19 protein-coding genes and 1 riboswitch are annotated in these 22,750 nt (G+C 72.1%); of the genes, 4 read left to right on the plus strand and 15 right to left on the minus strand.

Features of this window, described 5'->3' with window-relative positions; genetic code table 11:
* Positions 1 to 27 precede the first annotated feature (27 nt).
* The 9 genes from ACFJGV_RS03970 to ACFJGV_RS04010 form a co-directional block, all read right to left on the minus strand.
* A complete protein-coding gene (locus ACFJGV_RS03970) occupies positions 28 to 792 on the minus strand; it encodes a pentapeptide repeat-containing protein (protein WP_378147002.1) in 765 nt (254 codons plus the stop codon).
* Between the two features lie 50 nt (positions 793 to 842).
* Positions 843 to 3,725, minus strand: coding sequence for an aminomethyl-transferring glycine dehydrogenase (gcvP, locus tag ACFJGV_RS03975; RefSeq protein WP_378147003.1), 2,883 nt, complete (start codon positions 3,723 to 3,725; stop codon positions 843 to 845).
* A gap of 4 nt (positions 3,726 to 3,729) precedes the next feature.
* Entirely contained in the window at positions 3,730 to 4,107 is a 378-nt protein-coding gene (gene gcvH, locus ACFJGV_RS03980; protein WP_378147005.1) for a glycine cleavage system protein GcvH, read from the minus strand.
* Position 4,108: 1 nt separating this feature from the next.
* Positions 4,109 to 5,230 (minus strand): glycine cleavage system aminomethyltransferase GcvT, encoded by a 1,122-nt coding sequence (gene gcvT / locus ACFJGV_RS03985; protein ID WP_378147007.1) that lies wholly within the window; start codon positions 5,228 to 5,230, stop codon positions 4,109 to 4,111.
* 153 nt (positions 5,231 to 5,383) lie between these two features.
* A riboswitch (glycine riboswitch) is annotated at positions 5,384 to 5,472 on the minus strand.
* Between the two features lie 39 nt (positions 5,473 to 5,511).
* A complete protein-coding gene (locus ACFJGV_RS03990) occupies positions 5,512 to 8,403 on the minus strand; it encodes a hypothetical protein (RefSeq protein WP_378147008.1) in 2,892 nt (963 codons plus the stop codon).
* On the minus strand, positions 8,403 to 10,040 hold the full coding sequence (locus ACFJGV_RS03995; protein WP_378147010.1) for a hypothetical protein: 1,638 nt from the start codon (positions 10,038 to 10,040) through the stop codon (positions 8,403 to 8,405). The genes ACFJGV_RS03990 and ACFJGV_RS03995 overlap by 1 nt, the downstream gene beginning before the upstream one ends.
* A 76-nt stretch (positions 10,041 to 10,116) precedes the next feature.
* Positions 10,117 to 10,263: a hypothetical protein gene (locus tag ACFJGV_RS04000; protein ID WP_378147012.1), complete on the minus strand. Its 147-nt coding sequence runs from the start codon at positions 10,261 to 10,263 to the stop codon at positions 10,117 to 10,119.
* A gap of 75 nt (positions 10,264 to 10,338) precedes the next feature.
* Positions 10,339 to 11,478 (minus strand): hypothetical protein, encoded by a 1,140-nt coding sequence (locus ACFJGV_RS04005; RefSeq protein WP_378147014.1) that lies wholly within the window; start codon positions 11,476 to 11,478, stop codon positions 10,339 to 10,341.
* On the minus strand, positions 11,465 to 12,232 hold the full coding sequence (locus ACFJGV_RS04010) for a hypothetical protein (protein ID WP_378147015.1): 768 nt from the start codon (positions 12,230 to 12,232) through the stop codon (positions 11,465 to 11,467). Before ACFJGV_RS04010 ends, ACFJGV_RS04005 begins: the two co-directional genes overlap by 14 nt.
* A gap of 58 nt (positions 12,233 to 12,290) precedes the next feature.
* Here ACFJGV_RS04010 and ACFJGV_RS04015 point away from each other — a divergent pair, with 58 nt between their 5' ends.
* Both ACFJGV_RS04015 and ACFJGV_RS04020 read left to right on the plus strand, forming a co-directional pair.
* Complete coding sequence (locus ACFJGV_RS04015; protein ID WP_378147016.1) at positions 12,291 to 12,608, plus strand: hypothetical protein; 318 nt, start codon at positions 12,291 to 12,293, stop codon at positions 12,606 to 12,608.
* 197 nt (positions 12,609 to 12,805) lie between these two features.
* Positions 12,806 to 13,048, plus strand: a complete 243-nt coding sequence (locus tag ACFJGV_RS04020) for a hypothetical protein (RefSeq protein WP_378147018.1) — start codon at positions 12,806 to 12,808, stop codon at positions 13,046 to 13,048.
* Between the two features lie 36 nt (positions 13,049 to 13,084).
* Here ACFJGV_RS04020 and ACFJGV_RS04025 read toward each other — a convergent pair whose 3' ends face one another.
* The 4 genes from ACFJGV_RS04025 to ACFJGV_RS04040 form a co-directional block, all read right to left on the minus strand.
* The gene (locus tag ACFJGV_RS04025; RefSeq protein WP_378147019.1) at positions 13,085 to 13,384 is read right to left on the minus strand and encodes a hypothetical protein; all 300 of its coding nucleotides are present in this window, start codon (positions 13,382 to 13,384) and stop codon (positions 13,085 to 13,087) included.
* 254 nt (positions 13,385 to 13,638) lie between these two features.
* The gene (locus tag ACFJGV_RS04030; protein WP_378147020.1) at positions 13,639 to 14,196 is read right to left on the minus strand and encodes a hypothetical protein; all 558 of its coding nucleotides are present in this window, start codon (positions 14,194 to 14,196) and stop codon (positions 13,639 to 13,641) included.
* A gap of 11 nt (positions 14,197 to 14,207) precedes the next feature.
* Positions 14,208 to 15,281 (minus strand): redox-regulated ATPase YchF, encoded by a 1,074-nt coding sequence (ychF, locus tag ACFJGV_RS04035; protein WP_378147022.1) that lies wholly within the window; start codon positions 15,279 to 15,281, stop codon positions 14,208 to 14,210.
* 75 nt (positions 15,282 to 15,356) lie between these two features.
* Positions 15,357 to 16,868 (minus strand): CoA-acylating methylmalonate-semialdehyde dehydrogenase, encoded by a 1,512-nt coding sequence (locus ACFJGV_RS04040; RefSeq protein WP_378147023.1) that lies wholly within the window; start codon positions 16,866 to 16,868, stop codon positions 15,357 to 15,359.
* Positions 16,869 to 17,032: 164 nt separating this feature from the next.
* Here ACFJGV_RS04040 and ACFJGV_RS04045 point away from each other — a divergent pair, with 164 nt between their 5' ends.
* Complete coding sequence (locus ACFJGV_RS04045) at positions 17,033 to 18,577, plus strand: PucR family transcriptional regulator (protein ID WP_378147025.1); 1,545 nt, start codon at positions 17,033 to 17,035, stop codon at positions 18,575 to 18,577.
* A gap of 120 nt (positions 18,578 to 18,697) precedes the next feature.
* Complete coding sequence (gene rmuC / locus ACFJGV_RS04050; protein ID WP_378147027.1) at positions 18,698 to 20,233, plus strand: DNA recombination protein RmuC; 1,536 nt, start codon at positions 18,698 to 18,700, stop codon at positions 20,231 to 20,233.
* A 201-nt stretch (positions 20,234 to 20,434) separates the two neighbouring features.
* Here rmuC and glpX read toward each other — a convergent pair whose 3' ends face one another.
* Together glpX and ACFJGV_RS04060 are read right to left on the minus strand one after the other, a co-directional pair.
* Positions 20,435 to 21,412 carry a class II fructose-bisphosphatase gene (gene glpX / locus ACFJGV_RS04055; RefSeq protein WP_378147028.1) on the minus strand — a complete coding sequence of 326 codons (978 nt, stop codon included), beginning with the start codon at positions 21,410 to 21,412 and terminating at the stop codon, positions 20,435 to 20,437.
* Positions 21,413 to 21,437: 25 nt separating this feature from the next.
* Complete coding sequence (locus ACFJGV_RS04060) at positions 21,438 to 22,709, minus strand: four-carbon acid sugar kinase family protein (protein ID WP_378147030.1); 1,272 nt, start codon at positions 22,707 to 22,709, stop codon at positions 21,438 to 21,440.
* Between the last annotated feature and the right edge of the window lie 41 nt (positions 22,710 to 22,750).

Consider the following 22,750-nt stretch of genomic DNA (forward strand, 5'->3'; position numbering starts at 1 on the left):
CGCCCGGCGGATCCGGAGTGACGCGGTCTACTCCGCCTCGGTCCGACCCCGGCGGTTCGACACGACGAGCGCGGCGATGCCGCCGGCCACCACGACCGCGCCACCGACGAAGCCGCCGATCATCAGCCAGTTGGGCGTGCCGCCCGAGTTCCCGCCCGCGGACGACGACGCCGCTGCGGGCGTGTCGGTGAACAGCGGGGCGATGGTCGGGGTGGCGGTGGCCTGCGCCGTCACGGTGACCTTGATCACCGCCGACGCGGTCCCCTTGTCGGATGAGGTAGAGATGGTGCAGAGGATGCCCGAGCTGCCGATGGGGAAGGTCGCCCCCGACTCGACCGGGGCGCCCACGATCGAGCACCCGTCGACCGTCATTCCCCCGGCAGGGGATGCGGTCCAGGTCACCGCGGCGCCGTCGGGCGACGTGGCGGGCACCTCGATGCTCGCGGGGACGATCCCCGCACCCGAGAAGTCGGCGCCCACGACGCGCGCGCCGCTGAAGTCGGCGCCCGTGAGGTTCGCCCCGGTGAAGATCGCGCCCTGGACGTCGCCGCCCGAGAACGAGGCGCCCTGCAGGTCGGCGTTGCGGAAGTCGGCTTCCGCCAGCTTCTCGCCGCTGAGGTCGGCCCCGGCGCACTGCGCCCCGCCCGGCCCGTTGTCGACCGTGCGCGAGATGACGCACGACCCCTTCGAGTACACCGGATCGGCGTTCGCCGCCGTCGCGCCGACCGCCAGGGAGGCGCCGATCGTCGCGAGAGCGGCGAGGGCGAGCAGGCTTAGTCGTGGCAGGCGCATGGGCTGCACGATATCAAACGGCGGCGGCGACTCCCCGAGCCCCCGGCGCGTCACGCGAACGCGTCGGGGGGCGGGCAGGCGCAGAACAGGTTGCGGTCGCCGTACGCCTGGTCGATGCGGCGCACCGGCGGCCAGTACTTGCCCCTGACGAGCGTCGGCACCGGATGCACGGCCGTCGTACGGTCGTACGGCAGGGTCCACTCGTCGACGGCGATCGACTCCGCCGTGTGCGGGGCGTTCCGCAGCGGACTCGACTCCACCGGCCACTCCCCCGACGCGACCCGGTCGATCTCGGCGCGGATCGCGAGCATCGCCTCCACGAAGCGGTCGAGCTCGACGAGGTCCTCGCTCTCGGTCGGCTCGACCATGAGCGTGCCCGGCACGGGGAAGCTCATCGTCGGCGCGTGGAAGCCGTAGTCGATGAGCCGCTTCGCGACGTCGTCGACGGTGACCCCGGTGCGCTGCGTGAGCTCACGCAGGTCGAGGATGCACTCGTGCGCCACGAGACCGGCGTCACCCGTGTAGAGCACGGGGAACGCGTCGCGGAGGCGTGCGGCAAGGTAGTTCGCCGACAGCACGGCGGCCGCGGTGGCGCGCTGGAGGCCGTCGGCCCCCATCATCCGGACGTAGGCCCAGCTGATGGGCAGGATGCTCGGGCTGCCGTACGGTGCGGCCGACACGGTCGGCCCGCCGTGCACGACCGTGCCCAGCTCGAGCGAGGCGTGCTCGGAGCGCTGCGCGAACGCATGCCCCGGGAGGAATGGAGCCAGGTGCGCCTTGGCCGCGACCGGTCCGACCCCGGGTCCGCCGCCGCCGTGGGGGATGCAGAACGTCTTGTGCAGGTTGAGGTGCGAGACGTCGCCGCCGAGGTCGCCGAAGCGCGCGAAGCCCAGCAGGGCGTTGAGGTTCGCGCCGTCGATGTAGACCTCGCCGCCGGATGCGTGGACGAGACGGCAGATCTCGGCGATGTCGTGCTCGTAGACGCCGTGGGTCGACGGGTACGTCACCATCAGAGCGGCCAGATCCTCCGCGTGCTCCGCGATCTTCGACCTCAGGTCGTCGAGGTCGACGTTGCCGAGCTCGTCGCACGCGACCACCACGACCTTCATCCCCGCCAGCACCGCCGAAGCGGCGTTGGTGCCGTGGGCGCTCGACGGGATGAGGCAGACCGTGCGGCCGTCGTCGCCGCGCGAGCGGTGGTACTCGCGGATGGCGAGGAGCCCGGCGAGCTCACCCTGGCTGCCCGCGTTGGGCTGCAGGGAGACCGAGTCGTACCCCGTCACCTCGGCGAGCCAGCGCTCGAGCTGGTCGATCAGCTGAAGATGGCCGGCGACGTCGGCCGCGGGGGCGAACGGGTGCACCCCGGCGAACTCGGGCCAGGTGATCGCCTCCATCTCGGTGGCGGCGTTGAGCTTCATCGTGCACGAGCCGAGCGGGATCATGCCGCGGTCGAGCGCGTAGTCGGAGTCGGCGAGGCGCTTGAGGTAGCGCATCATGCTCGTCTCGGAGTGGTGCGACGCGAAGACCGGGTGCTCCAGGAACGCGGACGTCCGCGCCAGGGCGGCGGGCAGGCCGAGCCCGTCGGGCGTCTCCGCGCCCACCGTGCTCGGGGTGGTCGACGGATCTCCGGTCAGGACACGGGCCACGGCGGCGACGTCCGCCGGCTCCGTGGTCTCGTCGAACGACACTCCGACGGTGGACTCGTCGACGAGCCGCAGCAGCAGCCCGGCGTCGTGCGCCCTGGCCACCGTCGCCCCGGCATCCGGCACGCGGACGAGCACGGTGTCGAAGAAGGCGTCATGCACCGTCGTCAGTCCGCCCGCCTGGACGAGGCCCGCGAACGCGCGCGCATGCGAGGCCACCCGCGCCGCGATCGCCCGCAGGCCCTCGGGCCCGTGGTAGACGGCGTACATGCTCGCCATCACGGCGAGCAGCACCTGCGCGGTGCAGATGTTCGACGTCGCCTTCTCGCGGCGGATGTGCTGCTCGCGCGTCTGCAGGCTGAGCCGGTAGGCGGTGCGGCCCGACGCATCCAGGCTCACACCGACGAGGCGACCGGGGAGCTGGCGCTCGAGACCGTCGCGCACGGCGAGGTAGCCGGCGTGCGGACCGCCGAACCCCATGGGCACGCCGAAGCGCTGCGACGTGCCCACCGCGATGTCGGCCCCGAGCTCACCCGGAGGCGTGAGCAGGGTCATCGCCAGCAGGTCGGCGGCGACGACGGCGAGACCGCCACCCTCGTGCACGGCGGCGATCGCCGCCGACGGGTCGGCCACCCGGCCGGATGCACCGGGATACTGGAGCAGGGCGCCGAACGCCTCGCTGAAGACCGGCGGCAGCTCGGCGCCGGACAGATCGGCCTCGACCACCTCGATGCCCACCGGCGCCGCGCGGGAGGCGAGGAGCGCACGCGTCTGAGGCAGCGCATCCGTGTCGACGACGAAGACGTTCGACCGCGATCGGCTGGCGCGACGCGCGAGCAGCATCGCCTCGACCGCCGCGGTGCCCTCGTCGAGCATCGACGCGTTGCCGGTGGCGAGCCCGGTGAGCTCGGAGACCATGGTCTGGAAGTTGATCAGCGCCTCGAGGCGCCCCTGCGAGATCTCGGGCTGGTAGGGCGTGTATGCGGTGTACCAGCTCGGGTTCTCGAGCACGCAGCGGGTGATCACGGCGGGCGTGATGGTGTCGTAGTAGCCGAGCCCGAGGAAGGAGCGGTTCACGCGGTTGAGCGACGCGAGCGTGCGTAGCTCGGCGAGCGCCTCGCGCTCGGACGCCGGCACCGGCAGCGCATCGAGCGACGAGGTCTGCTGGATGCCCGCGGGGATGGCGGCACGGACCAGGGCGTCGACGCTCTCGTAGCCGAGGGCGTCGAGCATGCGCGCCTGAGCAGAGGAGTCGGTGCCGATGTGGCGGGTGACGAATCCGTCAGCCATGCGGTCAGCGTCCGATCAGCGCGGCGTACTCGGCCGCCGTCAGAAGTGTCGGCAGCTGAGCGAAGCGCACCTTGAGCAGCCAGCCCTCGCCGTACGGGTCAGCGTTGACGACCTCCGGCGCGCCCTCGGCCGCGGCGTTCTTCTCGACGACCGTGCCGTCGAGCGGCGAGAACAGCTCGCCGACCGACTTGGTCGACTCGATCTCGCCCACCACGGCGCCGGAGCTCACGTCGGCCCCGTCATCGGGGAGGTCGAGGTAGACGATGTCGCCGAGCTGCTGCGCGGCGTAGTCGGTGATGCCGATCGTGGCGGTCGCGCCGTCGATGCGGACCCACTCGTGCTCGGCGGTGTAGCCGAGGTCGTCGGGGAGTGCGTCGGTCATGTCAGTCCTTCTTCCGGCGGTAGAACGGGAGGGAGACGACCGTGACGGGGAGACGGCTCCCCCTCAGGTCGACGTACAGGGTGGTGTCGGAGGCGGTGAGAGCGGGGTCGACGTACGCCATGGCGACGGGGTGGCCGAGCGTCGGCGAGAGCGCGCCGCTCGTGATCTCGCCCACCGGGTGCTCCGACGACTCGTCCTCGTAGACGGCGTATCCGGCACGCGGGGCGCGGCGCCCGTCGCCGACGAGGCCGACCAGGCGGCGCTCCTCGGGGCTCAGCGGTGCACGCGCCGCCTCGGCGCCGGGCGCGGTCGAGCTCGCCGCGACGACCCTCGCGAGCGCGGCCTGCGACGGTCTCGTCGACGTGCCGAGCTCGTGGCCGTAGAGCGGCATGCCCGCCTCCAGGCGGAGCGTGTCGCGCGCGGCGAGCCCCGCGGCGACCAGTCCGCGGGGAGCACCCGCGGCGCGGAGCGCGCGCCAGAGCCCCGGCGCCGCGGTCGCCGGGACCGAGATCTCGAAACCGTCCTCCCCGGTGTAGCCCGTGCGGGCGACCAGGACGGGCGTGGAGTCGAACGTGCCGTCCGTGATGCGGTAGTAGCCGAGCGCGCCGAGGTCGACGACTTCGAGGCCCGCAGTCTCCTCGAGGATCTGCTGCGCCCTCGGTCCCTGGACAGCGACGAGCGCGCGATCGGTGAGATCGGTCAGGGTGACGTCGACACCCTCGACGCGCTCCCCGACCGATCGCAGGACGACGTCGTGGTTGGCCGCGTTCGCGATGACGAGCACCTCGTCGTCGGCGAGGCGGTACACGACGACGTCGTCGAGCACGCCCCCGTCCTCCGCCAGAAGCAGCGAGTACTTCGCCCGCCCCTGCTCGAGATCATGGACGCGCGACACGAGCGCACGGTCGGCCGCCTCGGCTGCAGCCGGCCCGGTGAGCGAGAGCTGCGCCATGTGGGACAGGTCGAACAAGCCCGCCGCCTCGCGGACCGCGCGGTGCTCGGCGAGGTCGCTCTCGAAGCGGACGGGCATCGACCAGCCGGCGAAGTCGACGAAGGAGGCGCCGGCCGCCTCGTGCTCGGCATGGAGCGGCGAGGGACGGGAAGGGGACGATTCGGGGGGCATGAGCTCTCCAGCGTGCGCGGAGCACGACGCGGACGGCGTCGCGCTGGTGGCGAAGAACTCCCCCTCTGTCATCGGGCCTGAGAGCTTCACCGCGAGAGCGGCTTTCACCATCGGCGAGCCCGCATCGGTGCGCGGACTGCTTTCCAGAGCGGCCTTGTCGCAGCGGTACGAGGACCTGAGAGATTATCGGGGAGGATTGCTCCTTCGGTGCCGGCTCTGGCCGGCTCTCCCGCTGCGATGTATGGGCCCGGTGTTCGGTTGTGGATGCGAGTCTAACGGCTTCAGCGGACCGCGGTCGAGGGCTCGCCGGTGGCGAAGGGCTCGACGGGCTCGGACGGCGCGACGGGCGCGACGGGCCCTGACGGCGCGTCGACCGCGGACGGGAGGGCGGGCTCGATCCGGGCGAGCTCGCGGCCGGCCGCCATTCCATCCGGCCCGGGCGTACCGGCGGCGAGGGCGAGCTCGGCCCGCGCCTCCTCGGTCCGGCCGACGAGCGCGAGCAGACGCCCCGCGAAGAGGCGCAGGCGCGCGGAGCAGGCGGGCTCCCCCAGACGCACGAACTCCTCAGCGGCCAGGCGGGCCGCTTCGATCGCCCCTCCCTCATCGCCCAGGTCGTCGAGCACACGGGCGCGGACCTCGAGGGTGCGCGCTCGGAGTGCCCGATCCGCACCCGCGCCGAGAGCCGCAGCGGCGTCGACCTCCTCCAGGGCGTGCCTGTCGCCGAGCGCGGCGAGCGCCCGCGCCGAGCGCAACCGCACGTCGACGACGCGAACGGGGTCGCCGAGGTCGACAGCGGTCGCTCTGGCCGCCTCCAGGACGTCGATCGCCTCGTCGCTGCCCTGATCGGCGAGCAGCTCCCCCAGCGCGACCCGCACCTCGAGACCGCGCTCGAGCATCCGCCTGCGGTCGAGTGATGACGGGGCGCCGTCGTCCCCGGGGTCGGGCCCGGAGTCGGCCCCGGCGAGGTGCTCGAGGGCGACGCTCCACGCGCAGTAGGCGGCCGCGTCATCGTCGTCGTCGCGGCAGGCCCGGCCGAGGAGCCAGAGCACCTCCCCCGTGCTCGGGCCGTGCTCCGCGCGCGCCGCGTGCTCGAGGATCGCCTCCAGCTCGTCCCGAGCCTCGTCGCCCCGCCCGGCGAGCACCAGGGCGGACGCGAGCTCGAAGCGTGTCGCGAGTGCGTCGCGGCGCCCGATCGCCGCCGCCGTCCTGGCGGCGGTGCGACGGGCCTCGACGGCGCCGTCGACCTGGCCCGCATCGGTGAGCAGAGCGGCCAACAGCCCGCAGGTGTCGATCATGCCGTCGTGGTCGCCGAGCTCGGCATGCACGGCGAAGGCCCGATCGGCCTCGGCCACACCCTCGTCGGACGAGCCCAGCGCGAGGAGGACGTGCGACCGGTGCAGGTGCGCGGCGGCTCGGAGCCCGAGGTCGACCTCCTGGGCCAGCACCTCGTCGAGCAGGGTGAGGGCCGCCCTGTGGTCGCCCGACGCGCCCCGCGCTCGCGCCCGCAGGAGCATCGCCGTCGCCTGCAGCTGCTGGCCGGGATGCGCTGTCGCCGCTCTCCGCACCGCCTCGCCCAGCAACCGGTCGGCCTCGGCCCATCGACCCTTCCGCAGCTCCGCACCTCCGTAGGCGAGGAGGAGCCGGGCGAGGACGGGGTCGGCGAGGCCGAGCCCCCGCGAGCGCTCGAGCGAGCTCGCGAAACGCTCGGGCGCATCCGGCGCGTCGCCGCCGAAGAGCAGCAGGCCCAGCTGGAGGTCGAGCTCCGCCTCCTCATCGAGGTCGTCGACGATGAGGCACTCGAGCCGGCGCTCGAGTGCGTCCTCCGCCGCGCGGAGAGCACCGCTGTCGACGAGGAGGCGCACCCGGAGCCCGAGGAGCGTCGCCCGATCGTCTCGGTCGGCGCAGAGCAGGCCCTCTCCGATGAGCCGGAACGCCTCATCGATCCGGCCGGCACTCGCGTGCTCTCGCGCTGCGGTCAGACAGGACCCCGGGTCGGGGAGGACGTCGTCCGGCGGAGGCACGGCGCGTGATCCCGCGGTGAGGGCCGCCCGCGTCGCGACGATCGTCCGCGGGCCGTGCCCCGTCTCCCGATCGCGTTCCACGCGGGCCCTCGCGGCCGTCACGCCGTCTCGGGCGTCGATGCTGCCGGCCAGGTCACGAGCCCGCGCCCACACGGCGCGACCGAGGGTCGCGGTCGTCCAGGCGCCGACCCGCGGCCCGATGAGGGCCGCGAACGCCGGATGGTCGGCGAACGGGACGGAGGCGGAGCCGCGACCCGCGCGGGTCAGGGCGTCGAGCAGTCCCCCGACACCGACGAGGAGGTCGACGACCTGCTCCGTCGACCTCTCGTGTCTCGGCAAGCGGGCCACCGCCGAGACCGCGAGCGCCGTCGCCTCGTCGAGGTCGGAGACGACGGCGGTGAGCCCGATCCTGGAGCCCAGGATCGACAGCCCGCCGGCAGTGGTCGACTGAGCCATCGCATCCGACAGCCGCAGCGCCTCGGCGGTCCTGCCCTGACGCACCATGGGGAGCAGGAGCGCCGCGGTGGCCGACTCGGGCTCGGTCGGGCAGCCGTCGTCGTCTGCCCGGAGTGCGTCGAGCTCGTCGATCGCCGCCGCCTCGCGACCCGCCAGGAGGTGGCGACGCACCTCGACGGCGTGCGCGCATCCGCGGCAGCATGCGTCGGGCCGCCCCTCCACCGCACGGAGGTAGCGCTCCCGGACCGCACCGTCTCCCCCGCCCGAGCGCAACGACCACTCGTAGCGGGCGAGGAAGCACGGCGCGAGATCCGCGCCCGTGGCGGAGTAGACGTCGACCATGTCGTCGAGGGTGCGCACGATCGTCTCCGCGCTCACCCGGTGGCTCGCCGCCAGCGCCCTCGGGATGGTCGCGTAGTCCCACAGCAGGTCGAGCTCGTCGAGCGTCACCGGGAAGCGCAGCGGATCGGCGCGGTGCAGGGTGAGGCAGCGCCCGAAGCTCTCGAGCCGCAGCCCGTCGTCGTGGTCGAGCATCGCCCAGCTGGAGAGCCGCAGCTCGGCGGCGTACACGAGCTCGTCGTCGCCGAGCGCCTGGGCGAGAGCGCGGGCGCTCTGCAGCACCTCGAGCTCGAAGGCGCCGTGTGCGAGACGATCCGACTGGTTGAGCAGGCGTCGGATGTGGTGGGCGGGCTGCATCAGTAGGGCAGGCGCCCCAGGGCCTGGCCGGGCGTCCAGTGCGACACAGGAGGTGGATCGGCGACGCGGGCCGCGGGGAGGGTTGCGGGCTCGGGGAGGGTCGGTGCCGTCGCCGGCGCCGTCATCGGCGCCTCACTCTGGCCGATCTCGCTGAGCGTCGCAGTTCGGACGGTCCGCCCTTCCTGCGGGGCGAGAGCACGCGTCTCCTCCCCGGTGTCTCGCGCTGCCACGGTGGGCACGGCCTCCGGGGCCGTGCGCCGGAGGATCGCCTCCATCACGCGCTCGAGCGGCCCATCGCCGAGCGCCAGCCGCCAGAGCACGGATCCTCCTGCAACCAACACCAGAACAGCGACGAATGGCATCCAGACGGCCGGCAGCATCGGCCCGGCCATCGCGGGAACGCCCGCCGTCGTGATCGCCGCTGTGACGACCGCGGCGGTCAGCGTCATGCTGCCCGGCGCGCTCAGCACCAGCAGCGCAGCCCGCAGCGGATCCTCGATGAGCAGAAGCACGCTGATCACCCCGATGGCCAGACCCACCGACGCCATGAGCACGGCCACGGACGCGCGGTCCGGCGCGACGAGCACGTCGATGGCCCAGGCCGGAAGCGCGTCGAGACCCGGGTGCAGCAGGAGAGCGCCGAGACCACCGGCCGCGAGGATGCCGCCGGAGAGAGCCACGAGAGCACGACCGAGGAACCGCCCCGCGGTCGCGCTGCCGAGAAATGCCCCCACGAGGATGGCGACGACGGCCGTTCCGAGAGATGCGCCCTGGTCCGCGTACCACTCGGCGACCGCGACGACCGTCTGAGCCGCGGGGATGCTGGTTCCCGGCCAGGAGAGCAGGAACGCCCCAGCCGCGGAGGCAACGGGCGCCATGATGAGCGCGAGCAGCCCGAGCGGCACGAGCACTCGCGGCCGGAGCGGTGCGAGGAGGATCGTGAGGGGCGCGAGGACCGCGACGAGGAGGACCACCGCACCCCCGGGTGCGTCGAACGCGATCAGTCCGGCGGCGAGAGGTAGCAGCAGAGCTGACCGCGCGAGGCGCCTCAGCCGCCTTCTCGACAGCTCCGCCGCATCTCCCTCGCCTCGACGGAGAGCGGACACCGATACCGCCGCCGAGACGAGCAGCAGACCAGCGAGACCGCTGCGCGAGCACCACTCGGCCGCGCTCACCCCGCCCAGAACCAGCGTCGCCGACGACGGGAGAAATGCGGGGACGAGGAGCGCGAGCAGGAAGACACCACGCGCCGCGTCGAGGCCGACCGACCGATCGCGCGCACCGAGCAGGCGACGTGCGATCGGCGACGCCTCCCCGCGCGGAGTTGGCAGGACCTCCGACTCATCGCCGGATGCGAGGTCGAGCTCCGGTCGGACGGGCCACCGGGTGGTCTCCGGTGCTGTCGTGAAGTCCGGCGTCGCCGTGTCGCTGACGTTCGATCGCCCTCGTCTCGGGCCCCGGACGGTGGCGATACCCACCTCATAACCGCGCTCCGATCGGAGATCCGACCGCCGCCGCCGCGCGGCCCGAACCCCGCGGACTGTGACCAGCACGGCCACGACGACGATCACGAGCCCCGACGCGACCCCGATCAGTGCGGGGACACTGAGCGTGATCGCGCCATCGAGTCCTGCCATGCCAGCTCCTTCTCGCGGTGCGAGTACGGAGCTTAGCCACACTTCGGCTTAAAGTGAAGGATTATCGGTATCGAGTTCACGGACCGCCGAGCTCGGCGTCCTCCGAGAAGTCCGACTCCTCCTCCATCACGCCCACCTCGTCGTCACCCGAGTCGGTGCCGGTGCCGATCTCGTCCCACACACTCGGCTGATCCTCGGGCGCTCCACGATCGATGCTGCTCATGCGACCACCGTACGTCGGAGCCCGTCGGATCGCTCGCGCTCGTCGACGCGCGCTCGGGCGCCGTGCCCGCACGGGTCAGGCGGCGAGCCGGAAGATCCAGAACCCCACGGCGACGAGGGTGAGGACGACGGACGCCACCGTCGTCACCACCGGGATGCGCCCCCGTAGTCGGCGCCCCGCTTCGGCCACCTCGGTGACCGAAGGCGGGAACAGAAGCCCGGCCGCCGACGCGGTCGTCGCTTCTGTCGCCGAGGCTCCTGTCGTCGTCGGATATCCTCCATCAGACGACCGCCGCATCGCCCGATCGTCGGAGTAGGCAGAGGTCTGCTTCGCGGTCTTGGGCCACAGGGCGGAGACGATCCGCTCGATCCGCCCCCACTCCGTCGGATCGTCGAGCCGGAGCCCGTCACCGAGGTAGACGAAGAGGAGGTCGTCGACGATCTCGACGTCGACGTCGGCCGCTCCATCGATGAACGCGGCCATGACATCCGGAGTGAAGACGTACAGCGCGTCGCGCTCGTAGCCACGGGGGCAGTACAGCGTGAAGTAGCGGTCGAAGTCGCCCTCGAGACCGAGGATCTGCGACCTGTCGAAGCCGTGGGACAGGTTGGAGCCGAAGAGGCCGTTGTTCGAGCGCGCGTCGAGGAGGATGTGCGGGAGTCGCCGATCGAGCTGGAGCATCAGGTAGCCCCGGCGATGCTGACGCCGGTTCTTCTCGCTGCCCGTCTCGAAGACGAACTCCCCCGCCTCGAAGACGCGATCATGCTGGCGACGGAGCATGTTCTCGAGCCTGCGGGCTCCGCCCTGCTGGAACAGGGTGCCCGGGTAGACGCTGTCGTCGACCGGGCGGAATACGAACCCGTTGCGCTCCGCGAAGACGGCGAGCCTGAGCCGTCGGCTCCAGGCCACACGGCGGCTGACGACGAGCCAGAGAGCGCCGCCACCCAGGACGACACCGCCGACGAGGAAGCCCAGGGTCTGAAGAGGGACGCCGGGGACGAGCTCCGCGGTTCCCGTTCTCGTCAGCATGCCGTACACAGGGGCACCCACCCCCACGAGGAGGATCACCACGGTCGAGCGGAACGGCCAGGGCGGGACGAACTCCGGGGCCTCCGTCTTGAGTCGTGCCCGAGCCGACGCCCGCTCCTGGCCAGATGAGCTGACCCTCAGGGGCTCCACGTCGAGGCCCAGAAGCGGACTGTCAGCGCTGGACACGGCGGACCGCCTCTGCGAGCGCCGGCCACGTGGCGGCGACGTCGAGTGGGAACGGATCGGGCGAGTACACCACGACGAAGTCGCCGCGCACATCGACGCGGAGTGGATGCGGCAGACCCTCGACACTCAGCGCGGGCAGAAGGCTCACGGCCCGCAGACCCCCGCGGGGCGGGGCAGACGGATCTGACGCGACCGCATCCGCATCCCGGGCCGAGGCCCATCGCCTCGCCGCCTCGGCGTCGTGCACGAGGAGGTAGCCCATGTCGATCGATCGGCCACCATCGAGGGCCGACGCGGTGGCCCGATAGCGCCCCACCTCGATGAACCGCGGAGAGCGCCGACGGAGCCGCACGACGGTCAGGCGGTTCGCGCCCTCCCGGAACAGGGCGCCGGGTGTGTCGGGATCGGCGATGTCACGCTCGATCTCGAGCCCGTTATCGGCAGCCAGGAGGTCGAGCCGGATGGTCTCCTCAGCGCTCCGATGCCTGCGCTTGAGGCCGACGACCACGGAGTACACGACGAAGGCGAGCAGCAGGGCACCCACGATCGGGAACAGCTCGAGATCGGCGCCGACGAGGTACACGCAGACGATGACGAGCACCACCGGGGTCGCGGCGTAGGCGCCCGCCGTCACGAGCCAGCGCTTCGGCGCCGGCGGCGAGGATGGGCTCCGAAGTCGACGACGCTCGGCCGCCCGGATCGGCCGCGTGAGCGCATCGGTGCGGACCGACAGCTCGCCTGGTGGGGACTGCATTCACCGAGCTTAGCTCATTCTCGACGAATCCTCACCGGCTGCGCGGTATCGTGGCGTCATGGATGTGCTGCTCGCCGTCGCCGTGTTCATCGCGGCCGTCGCCGCGGCGGTGATCGGCATCCCCCGCATGATGGCTGCGCAGCGTGCTCATCAGCGGGAGGAGCACGAGGCGGGCAGCCGCGGCGTCGCCGGCTTCGGCGTGGTCGACGAGCTCTTCAACCCGTCGGCGCGCAACGCTGTGTTCGAGCGGCAGGTGCAGCAGGAGCACGTCGTCCCGGCTCCCTCCCCGGGCGACCCGGCGTACACCGAGAACCGCATCCGCCTCACCCTGCCACCGGAGGACGGATCCCCACGCCGGGACCAGGGTCGCGTGTAGCGTCGGAGCCGTGACGAGGACGTCCGGTTCATCCGTCTGTGGTGGGTGTCCCGACAGGCGGATCTCGCCGGCGAGCACCCGTCGAATGCGGAGTGACGTCCCGCTCGAGCTGAGCGATGGTACGAGCGTCAGCCCGTCTAGTTTCCTGCACACCGCACCGACCGCGTACGCTCGCCCGCGGAGAGGGGATCACGACGGTGGCGCGACGCAATCGGTGGTGGACCGAGGGGTACTCCTGGAAGGGGCTCCTCGGCACCTCGCTCGGCCTGCTCGGGGTCGGGATCGTCGTCCTCGCGCTGGGGCTGCTGTTCGGGATCGGCCGGTGGGAGTTCAGCGGACTCTTCGCCGGACTCGCGATCCTCTGGGCCGTTCGCGCCCTCATGCTCTACCGGACGGAGAAGCGCGGGGCATCCGACGAGGACGAGGCGTCGGGCCTGTGAGCACCACGGCCGATCTCAGACGGGGACTGCGAGGGCTCAGCCGAGCACGATCGCGGCGGTGACGCCGAGCAACGCGACGACGATCACGGCGAGGACCGGGCCGAGCGCCGCCTCGACGAACGAGACGGAGCCGGGAAACCGCCGTCGAGCGACGGACGGACGCAGGGGCTCACGCACCTCGACGACACGCACGCCGCGGGCACGCAGCGCCTCCGATACGGCGTCCGTCGGGGTGGAGAACGCGTCGAGCACCGCCGTCTCCCCGCGCAGCACCACGCGTCGGGTCGGAGGACCGGCGACGCGTGACGGCAGCATCAACCCGTGCATCACCACCACCTCCCGCACCTCCGCGATGCGGACGACACTCGCCGAGGACGCGCCGTACGATGACGGCGTCCCCCTCGATCCGCGCCTCCACGAACCGCGGGAACAGCAGGAGACCCGCGACCAGGAAGACCGCCGACACGACCGCAAGCCCGAGCGGGATACCGACAGCGCTCGATCTCGCGAAGGCGACCGCCCAGATCACGCACCCCGTCGTCGCGATGCTCGCCGCCGCGAGGAACAGACGGCCCGCGAGGATCGACACGTCATGCCTCCGGACTCGGTGACGCCGATGTACCCGAGCCGTTCAGCGTCTCGACTATCAGCCGAGGATCGACGTCGATGGTGTCCGCGGCGACCGAGCGTCGGCGCCGCTTGCCGCCGGCCTGCCCGGTGAACTCCACGCGTGCCGGCAGCAGACCGGACGCGGGGATGATCTTCGCACTCGTCCCCGCCCGCGCCCACTCCTCGGCACGGATGCGCGGGGCGAGCCCCGATGGGCGCTCGATCGAGGGAAAGCGCACCGCGTCGGACGTGATCGTGACCGCGACCGCGGGCAGGCGCGGGTGCCGCCTCAGCTGCCGCACCCCCAGCGCGCCTATGGCGACCGGAATCGCGAGCAGCGCGGTGAAGGCGAGGAGGACGACCGCGTCGATGTGACCCGCTGAGATCGTCGCGGCGACGAGCGGCAACAGCGTGACCAGTCCCCACAGGATCCCGAGGCCCAGCAGCGCAATCCCCTGCTTCCGCACCAGCGTCCGTAGCGTCTGCTCGGTGGCGGCCCGACCGGCCTCGTCGTAGCGCACCACCAGGTCGGCCGTCATCGCCCAGCCCCTCACACGTTGAAGCGGAACTCCACGACGTCGCCATCCTGCATCACGTAGTCCTTGCCCTCCACGCGCGCCTTGCCGCGGGAGCGGGCCTCGGCGACGGAGCCGGCCTCGAGGAGGTCGGCGAACGAGATGACCTCGGCCTTGATGAAGCCCTTCTGGAAGTCGGTGTGGATGACTCCCGCCGCCTGGGGGGCGGTCCAGCCCTTGCCGATCGTCCAAGCGCGCGACTCCTTGGGGCCGGCGGTGAGGTAGGTCTGGAGGCCGAGCGTGTCGAAGCCGACGCGGGCGAGCTGGTCGAGGCCGCTCTCCTCCTGGCCGGTCGAGGCGAGCAGCTCGGCGGCGTCGGCCGGGTCGAGGTCGATGAGCTCGGACTCGATCTTCGCGTCGAGGAAGACCGCCTGCGCCGGGGCGACGAGCGCGGCGAGAGCCTCCTTGCGGGCGGTGTCGGTGAGCACACCCTCGTCGACGTTGAAGACGTAGATGAAGGGCTTCGCGGTGAGCAGGCCGAGCTCGCGGAGCGGCGCGAGTTCGATCGAGGAGGCGGACAGGGGCTGACCCTCGTCGAGCCAGGCGCGCGCGGCCGTCGCCGTCTCGAGGACGACGGGCTCGAGCTTCTTCCCGCGCACCTCCTTCTCGTAGCGCGTGATGGCCTTCTCGAGGGTCTGGAGGTCGGCGAGGATCAGCTCGGTGTTGATGGTCTCCATGTCGGCGGCGGGGTCGACACGACCGTCGACGTGCACGATGTCGGAGTCGTCGAAGCCGCGCACCACCTGGGCGATCGCATCGGCCTCGCGGATGTTCGCGAGGAACTGGTTGCCGAGTCCCTCGCCCTCGCTGGCGCCGCGCACGATGCCCGCGATGTCGACGAACGACACCGTCGCGGGCACGAGCCGCTCGCTGTGGAACACGTCGGCCAGCTGCTGGAGGCGCGGATCGGGGAGGTTCACCACGCCGACATTGGGCTCGATCGTGGCGAACGGGTAGTTCTCGGCCAGGACCGTGTTCTTGGTGAGCGCGTTGAAGAGCGTCGACTTGCCGACGTTCGGGAGTCCGACGATGCCGATAGTGAGAGCCACGGGCCTCTACCCTAGTCGGCCCGGCGGGCGGATGCGGTCACGCGCATCCGCCCGCCGGATACCGACGACAGGGCCTCAGTTCTGCGGGAAGCCGAGGTTGATGCCGCCGTGCGACGGGTCGAGCCAGCGCGAGGTGATGGCCTTCTCGCGCGTGAAGAAGCGGAAGCCGGCCTCTCCGTACGCCTTCGTGTCGCCGAAGATGGAGTCCTTGAACCCGCCGAACGAGTAGTACGCGACGGGCACCGGGATCGGGACGTTGACGCCGACCATGCCCACCTCGACCTCGTTCTGGAAGCGGCGCGCCGCCCCGCCGTCGTTCGTGAAGATCGCCGTTCCGTTGCCGAAGGCGCCGTTGTTGATGAGCTCGAGGCCGTCCTCGTAGGAGGCGACGCGCACGACCGACAGCACCGGTCCGAAGATCTCCTCCGTGTAGACGCGCGACGTGGTGGGCACCTGGTCGATGAGGGTGGGGCCGAGCCAGAAGCCGTCTGCCGCGCCGTCGACCTCGATGCCGCGCCCGTCGACCACCACGGTGGCGCCGTCTTCGACGGCGACGTCGATGTACCCGGCGACCTTGTCGCGGTGCTCCCGCGTGACCAGCGGGCCCATGTCGCACGAGCGGCGGCCGTCGCCGACCTTCAGGGTGGCCATGCGCTGCGTGATCTTCTCGATCAGCGCATCCGCCACCGGCTCCACGGCCACGATGACCGAGATCGCCATGCAGCGCTCGCCCGCCGAGCCGAAGCCCGCGTTGACGGCGGCGTCGGCCGTCAGGTCGAGATCGGCGTCGGGGAGGACCAGCATGTGGTTCTTCGCGCCGCCGAGGGCCTGCACGCGCTTGCCGTTCTTCGCGGCGTTCTCGTAGATGTACTTCGCGATCGGCGTCGAGCCGACGAACGAGATGCTCTTCACGTCGGGGTGCTCGATGAGGCCGTCGACCGCCACCTTGTCGCCGTGCAGCACGTTGAAGACGCCGTCGGGGAGGCCGGCCTCCTTCCACAGCGCCGCCATCCAGTTGACCGCCGACGGGTCCTTCTCGCTCGGCTTCACCACGACGGTGTTGCCCGCGGCGATCGCGATGGGGAAGAACCACATCGGCACCATGGCGGGGAAGTTGAAGGGCGAGATGATGCCCACCACACCGAGCGGCTGCTTCAGCGAGTACACGTCGACGCCGGTGGAGACGTTCTCGGAGTACTCGCCCTTGATGAGGTGCGGGAACCCGGTGGCCAGCTCGACGACCTCGAGCCCGCGGGTGATCTCGCCCATCGCATCCGACAGCACCTTGCCGTGCTCGCTGGTGAGGATCTCGGCCAGCTCTCCGCGGCGCGCGTTGAGCAGCTCGCGGAATGCGAAGATCACCTGCTGGCGCTTCGCGATCGACGTGTCGCGCCACGCGGGGAACGCCGCCTTGGCGCTGGCGACGGCCGCGTCGACCTCCTCGGTGCTGGCCAGGGCGACGCGCTTGGTCTCGACGCCGAGGGCCGGGTCGTACACGGGCGACGTGCGTCCGCTCGTCGACGGCGACTCCGCGCCCGAGATCCAGTGGGTGACGACGGCGAGGCCGGTGTCGAGGGTGTCGGTCATCGAGGTGCTCCAGTGCTTCGTGAGGGAGGGCCGCTTCCTCCCAGGACAGGGCGGTGCGCTGCGGTGCACTCATGCTAGGCGAACGGATGCGCGGTGGACACTGCCAGAATGGTGAGCGTGGCCGCACTCGCATCGACGTTGTGGCACGGAGGGGAGGGACGCCCATGCCGGTGACGCTCGGCGACCTCGTCACGGCCCCGGAGTTCGGCCTGCGGATGGTGTGGCCGGCCGATCCTGCCGGCCACGACGGTGATGTGAGGGCGACCGAGGTCGCGTGGGTGCACAGCTCCGATCTGCCCGACCCCGCCCCGTGGCTCGAGCCCGGGCAGCTGCTGCTGAGCGATGGCGTGCAGTTCGCCGGCGACCCGTCCGAGGGCTTCGCGCAGGACTACGTGGCGCGGTTGGCCGATCGCGGTCTCGTCGGTCTCGCGCTGTCGGAGGGCATCGTCCACGATCGGATCCCGGACGCCGTGGTCGAGGCCTGCCGCGCCCACGGTCTGCCGCTCCTGAGCGTGCCGCGACGGACCCCGTTCATCGCCGTGATCCGGTACGTCGCCGACATCCTCGCCCGCGACCGCCGCGAGCGGCTCGAGTGGTCGCTCGACGCGCAGCGGGCGGTGGCGCGGGCGGCGTCGAGCAGCGGCGGACTCGGCGCGACCATCGACGAGCTCGAGCGGCGTCTCGGCGGATGGGCGGCGCTGTACGACGCCGCGGGCCGCGTGCTGCCGTTCGGGGGCGCCCCCGCGGAGCACGGCGCCCAGGTGGAGCAGCTCGTGCAGCGGACGCTGACCACGCCCCGGCCGAACCGACGCCACCGCCTCGGGGCCGACGACGCGGTGGCTCTCGAGCGGATCGGGACGTCCGCGCATCCGCTCGGCGTGCTCGCCGTGAAGACCACGGCCCCCTTCGACCCCGCCGAGAACGACCTCGTCGCGAGTGTGCTCGCGCTGGCCAGCATCGCGCTCGAGCAGCGTCGCGCCCTCGACCTGGAGCGCAGGCGGCTGAGAACCGGGGCGCTCGAGCTGATGCTCAGCGGCCGGGTCGCGTCGGCGGATCGGGTCGCTGCGCCGCTGTGGGGCACGGTCCCCGTCGGGCCGCTCCGGGTGGCGGTCGCACCACGCGGCGCGGAGTCGGCGGAGCTGCTCGACGCGCTCGAGGCGGCCTCCGCCGACCGCGGCTGGACGTTCTTCGCCGAACGCGGAGACGACCTGGTGATGGTCGGCGATGAGCGCGGGATGCGGACGGTGCGAGGGCTGCTGTCGGATCACGGGATCCGAGCGGGGGTGTCTGGTTCGGTGGACTCGGCCACGCTCCAGCGCGGTCTCACCGAGGCCCGGGCCGCCCACGGTGCCTCGCGCACGGGAGTCGGCGAGTACGACGGGCTCGTCGACGAAGGGCTGGAGGGTCTCCTGGTGGCCACCGGCGCCGAGAGCCTGGCCCAGCGGATGCTCGCGCCGTTGCGTGACGCCGACGACGACTCCGACTCCGACTCCGCGCAGACGGGTCAGCCCGGCTCACTCGAGACCACGGTGCGCGCCTGGTTCGAGAGCGGATGCTCGTGGGATCGCGCGGCCCGACGTCTCGACGTCCACCGCCACACCGTGCGGACACGCGTGGCCCGGGCGGGAGCGCTCCTCGGCCGCGATCTCGACGACCCGACCGACCGGGCGGAGGTCTGGCTGGCGCTGCGGCTTCTCGCGCGGAGCTGAGCCCGCGGGCTGATCCGGTCGTCGGCCATGCGCTCCTGCACAACCGGCGTCGACCCGTTCTTCTCCCCCATCCCGTCGTGCCTGGGGGACGCTGTCGGAGGCCGATGCCACACTGTCCTCATGGATGCTCTGCTCACCCTCGTGATCGGCCTCGCGGTCGGAGTCGCCCTCGGCCTGGGGGCGTCATGGCTGGTCTCCCGCCGGGCGCGCGTGACCACCGACGGCTCGTCGACCGCGACCGACGCGGTCGAGGCCGAGCTGGCGTCCGCCCGGGCGCAGGCCGCCACCGCTCAGGCCGAGCTCGGCGAGCTGCGGCCGCGCGCCGCCGCACTCGAGGCCACCGCGACCCTGCTCCGCGAGCAGGCCGCGTCGCAGGCTCAGGGACACGAGAACCAGCTCGCCTACGTCACCGAGCAGGCACGCGAGCGGGTCGAGCTCCTGCGCGCCCAGACCGACGAGCGGATCGCCGCCCAGGAGGCGCAGCACCGGGAGCAGCTCGCAGGCCAGGCCGAGCGCATCCGCGAACTGCAGGAGCGCATCCGCGAGCTGCAGGACACCGACGCCGCCCGCCAGAAGGAGGACGGCCGGGTGCTGCTCGCGCTGAGCCCGGTGAAGCAGACGCTCACGGCGATGCAGGAGAAGGTCGCCGAGCTCGAGAAGCAGCGGCAGCAGCAGTACGGCGAGCTCAGCGAGCAGCTGCGCAGCGCCTCCGAGTCGGAGGAGCGGCTGAGGTCCACCGCCGAGTCGCTCGCGTCGGCGCTCCGCTCGAACTCCACCCGCGGCGTCTGGGGCGAGACCCAGCTGCGGAGCGTCGTCGAGGCCGCGGGCCTCATCGAGCGCGTCGACTTCGACGTGCAGACCACGATCTCGAGCGACTCCGGCGCCGGCCGCCCCGACATGGTCGTGCACCTGCCGGGCGGCAAGAACATCGCGGTCGACGCCAAGGTGCCGTTCGACGCGTACCTCGAGGCGAGCGCCATCCCCGCCACCGCCGTGGGCGCCGACCTCGACCGCCGCAAGCAGCTGCTCGACAGGCACGTCAAGGCGCTGCGCGCCCACATCACGGCTCTCGGCAGCAAGGGCTACTGGAACGGGCTCGAGGCCTCCCCCGAGCTCGTGATCGCGTTCATCCCGAGCGAGTCGCTGGTGTCGAGCGCGCTCGAAGCCGACCCCGGCATCATGGAGTTCGCCTTCGCGAAGCGCGTGGCGCTCGCCTCGCCCGTCACGCTCTGGTCGGTGCTCAAGACGGTGGCCTTCTCCTGGCAGCAGGACGTCCTCACCCAGGAGGCGCGCCAGCTCTTCGATCTCTCTCAGGAGCTGTACGGGCGTCTCGGCACCACGGCGGGCCACATCAGCAAGCTCGGGCGCACGATCGACCGCAGCGTCAAGGACTACAACGCGTTCATCGGCTCCTTCGAGCGGAAGGTGTTCCCCACCGCGCGCAAGCTCGCCGCGCTCTCGGGCGACAACCTGTTCGAGCCGGTGGAGGCGATCGAGGAGACCCCGCGCGAGGTCTCAGCCCACGAGCTGCTCGCCGAGCTCGAGGTGGCGACCCCCGCCGCCCTCGACGCCGCCGCGAGCGACCACGAGTCGGCGCAGATGCTCGCCTTCCCGGTCGACCCCTCCGACGACGCCCCTCGCTCCGCCCGCGCCTGAGCCCGCGCACGCGCCCGCCCGCCCCTGAACCCGCGTCCCGCCCGCATCCCTCTCGGCTTTCGCTGCCGCTTTGACCTTCCGCGTGGTCATTGGGCAGGCGAGACGCCAAAGAGGCAGCGAAAGCAGCAGCGACCGGCGGGGGCCGCCCGGCGTGGACTGCGTGGCGCGGGGCGCGGGGCGCGGGGCCGATGCGCTAACGGGTCAGAGCCACTTCTCGGCGAGGTGGTCGGCCTCGATGCGGCGGATGGTGCCCGACCTCGAGCGCAGCACGACCGACTCGGTTCGGATGATCGGCCCGAGCCGCTTCACCCCGGCGACGAGCCCGCCGTCGGTGACGCCGGTGGCGACGAAGAAGGTGTTGTCGCTCTTCACGAGGTCGTCGGCGCCGAGCACGGCGTCGACGTCGAGGCCGGCGTCGATGCCCTTCTGGCGCTCGTCGTCGTCCTTCGGGGCGAGCTTGGCCTGGATGAACCCGCCGAGCGCCTTGATGGCGCACGCCGTGACCACCCCCTCGGGGCTGCCTCCGACGCCGACGCACATGTCGATGCGCGTGCCGTAGCGAGCAGCGTTGATGCCTCCGGCGACATCGCCGTCGAGCAGCAGGCGCGTGCCCGCACCGGCGGCGCGGATGTCCTCGATGAGCTGGGCGTGCCGCGGCCGGTCGAGCACCGCGATGCGGAGCTCGCCGACATCCTTGCCCTTGGCCTTCGCCAGAGCGCGGATGTTGTCGCCGATCGGGCGGTCGATGTCGATCACGCCGATGCCGTCGGCATCCGTGACGATCTTGTTCATGTAGAAGATGCTCGATGCGTCGAGCATGGTGCCGCGGTCGGCGGCGGCGAGCACGGAGAGCGCGTTCTGCCTTCCTGCCGCGGTGAGGGAGGTGCCGTCGATCGGGTCGACCGCGATGTCGACCGAGGGGCCGACGCCCGTGCCCACCTGCTCGCCGTTGAACAGCATGGGCGCGGCGTCCTTCTCGCCCTCGCCGATGACGATCGTGCCCGCGAAGTCGACGGTGCCGAGGAACGCGCGCATGGCGTCGACGGCGGCGCCGTCGGCAGCGTTCTTGTCGCCCTTGCCGATCCAGGGCTGCGCCCGGATGGCGGCGGCCTCGGTGGCTCGCACCAGCTCGAGTGCGAGGTTGCGGTCCGGATTCTCGTACTTCTTGTCGCTGGTCACCTGCTCAGCCTATCGACAGGGGTGATCACGCGCCCCGGTCCGCATCCTCGTCGAAGCGGAGCGCGGTGAGGACGTCGACGAGGGTGGTCGGCCCGCCGACGTTCCCCGGCACCACGACGTAGAGGAGCGAGCGCCCGTCGGCGACGGTGAGCCGCCACACGGAGACGCCGGGCAGCACCTGGCCGAGCACGACGGCCGATGTCGCGCCGAGCCCGATGCGAGCCACGTCCGCCGAGGTGATTCCACCCTTCGAGACCGCGACGTCGACGTCCGCCATCAGTTCGCGCACGCTGGTCGTGAGCGCCGCCATGACCTTCTCGCCGTGCTCGAGCGTGTTGTGCTCGGCCGAGCGCATGCGATCGGTCGTCACGACGGCCAGCCCCCGCGACGAGATCGACGGGCGGGCCGCCTCCGCGGCGCGGCGGCCCTCGCCCGCGGGATCGAGAAGCGCTCTCCCCGTGTCGATCACGGAGAACGTGCCGAAGCGCTCCTCCACCGGACCGAGTTGCGCGGTCGCGCCCGCCGTGTGCGACCCGCACACCAACAGGGTGCGCGGCCGTGTCCCGACGAGGGGGCTCGGCAGGAGCCCGTCGCTCTCGACCCCGGCGAGCGCGGCGGCGAGCGGTGCCGCACTGCGCACCACGAGGGTGCGCCCGGCGCCGCGCGCCGCCTCGATCGCCCAGGCGATCGACCGCACGTCGTCGTTCGTCTCCGCGTCGGGCACCACGACCGCACCGGCGGGCACCGACCGCAGCAGTTCGACGAGCGCTGCCGGATCAGCGCGCAGCTCGGCCAGGCCGAGCGGATACGCGCGCCGACCCGACTTCTCGGCGACGTAATCGACGAGGACCCCGGTGCCGAACGGGAACACCGGATCCTGGGCGAACTCGGTCTCGTCGGCACGGATCCGCTCGCCGTCCACCGCGACGTAGTGCACCCCGCCGACGGTGGTGCGGCCCCCGTCGGGGAAGGCGGGCACGAAGACCATCACCGCGTCGGGCGTGAGGAACGCCTCCGTCTCCGCGAACACGTGGCCTCGCAGGGTCGAGTCGCCCCGCAGCACGAACTGCAGCGTCTCACCGAGCAGCGCGGCCGCGGCCTCGCTCTCCCGGCGGATGCGGATGACCAGCTCGACCGCCTCCGCCTCGCCGATGGCCCGGGAGTTGGTGAGCACGTAGACGCTGTCGTGCTCGGCGAGAGCCTCGCGGAGCAGCTCCACGCTGGTGGCGAGCAGCACGGGCACGCCGGCGGCCGACTGCGTGCCGGTCGGGTCGTCGTCGAGGATGACGGTCTTCATGGTCTCTCTCCTTGGGTCGCGAGACGTCGGATCGGAAGGGG

It is taken from the genome of Cnuibacter sp. UC19_7 (genome assembly GCF_042699995.1).
Taxonomy (GTDB): domain Bacteria; phylum Actinomycetota; class Actinomycetes; order Actinomycetales; family Microbacteriaceae; genus Cnuibacter.

Coding starts and splice junctions, on each gene's coding strand:
- ACFJGV_RS03970 (WP_378147002.1), bottom strand. CDS start 792: ATGCGCCTGCCACGACTAAGCCTGCTCGCCCTCGCCGCTCTCGCGACG.
- gcvP (WP_378147003.1), bottom strand. CDS start 3,725: ATGGCTGACGGATTCGTCACCCGCCACATCGGCACCGACTCCTCTGCT.
- gcvH (WP_378147005.1), bottom strand. CDS start 4,107: ATGACCGACGCACTCCCCGACGACCTCGGCTACACCGCCGAGCACGAG.
- gcvT (WP_378147007.1), bottom strand. CDS start 5,230: ATGCCCCCCGAATCGTCCCCTTCCCGTCCCTCGCCGCTCCATGCCGAG.
- ACFJGV_RS03990 (WP_378147008.1), bottom strand. CDS start 8,403: ATGCAGCCCGCCCACCACATCCGACGCCTGCTCAACCAGTCGGATCGT.
- ACFJGV_RS03995 (WP_378147010.1), bottom strand. CDS start 10,040: ATGGCAGGACTCGATGGCGCGATCACGCTCAGTGTCCCCGCACTGATC.
- ACFJGV_RS04000 (WP_378147012.1), bottom strand. CDS start 10,263: ATGAGCAGCATCGATCGTGGAGCGCCCGAGGATCAGCCGAGTGTGTGG.
- ACFJGV_RS04010 (WP_378147015.1), bottom strand. CDS start 12,232: ATGCAGTCCCCACCAGGCGAGCTGTCGGTCCGCACCGATGCGCTCACG.
- ACFJGV_RS04015 (WP_378147016.1), top strand. CDS start 12,291: ATGGATGTGCTGCTCGCCGTCGCCGTGTTCATCGCGGCCGTCGCCGCG.
- ACFJGV_RS04030 (WP_378147020.1), bottom strand. CDS start 14,196: ATGACGGCCGACCTGGTGGTGCGCTACGACGAGGCCGGTCGGGCCGCC.
- ACFJGV_RS04040 (WP_378147023.1), bottom strand. CDS start 16,868: ATGACCGACACCCTCGACACCGGCCTCGCCGTCGTCACCCACTGGATC.
- ACFJGV_RS04045 (WP_378147025.1), top strand. CDS start 17,033: ATGCCGGTGACGCTCGGCGACCTCGTCACGGCCCCGGAGTTCGGCCTG.
- rmuC (WP_378147027.1), top strand. CDS start 18,698: ATGGATGCTCTGCTCACCCTCGTGATCGGCCTCGCGGTCGGAGTCGCC.
- ACFJGV_RS04060 (WP_378147030.1), bottom strand. CDS start 22,709: ATGAAGACCGTCATCCTCGACGACGACCCGACCGGCACGCAGTCGGCC.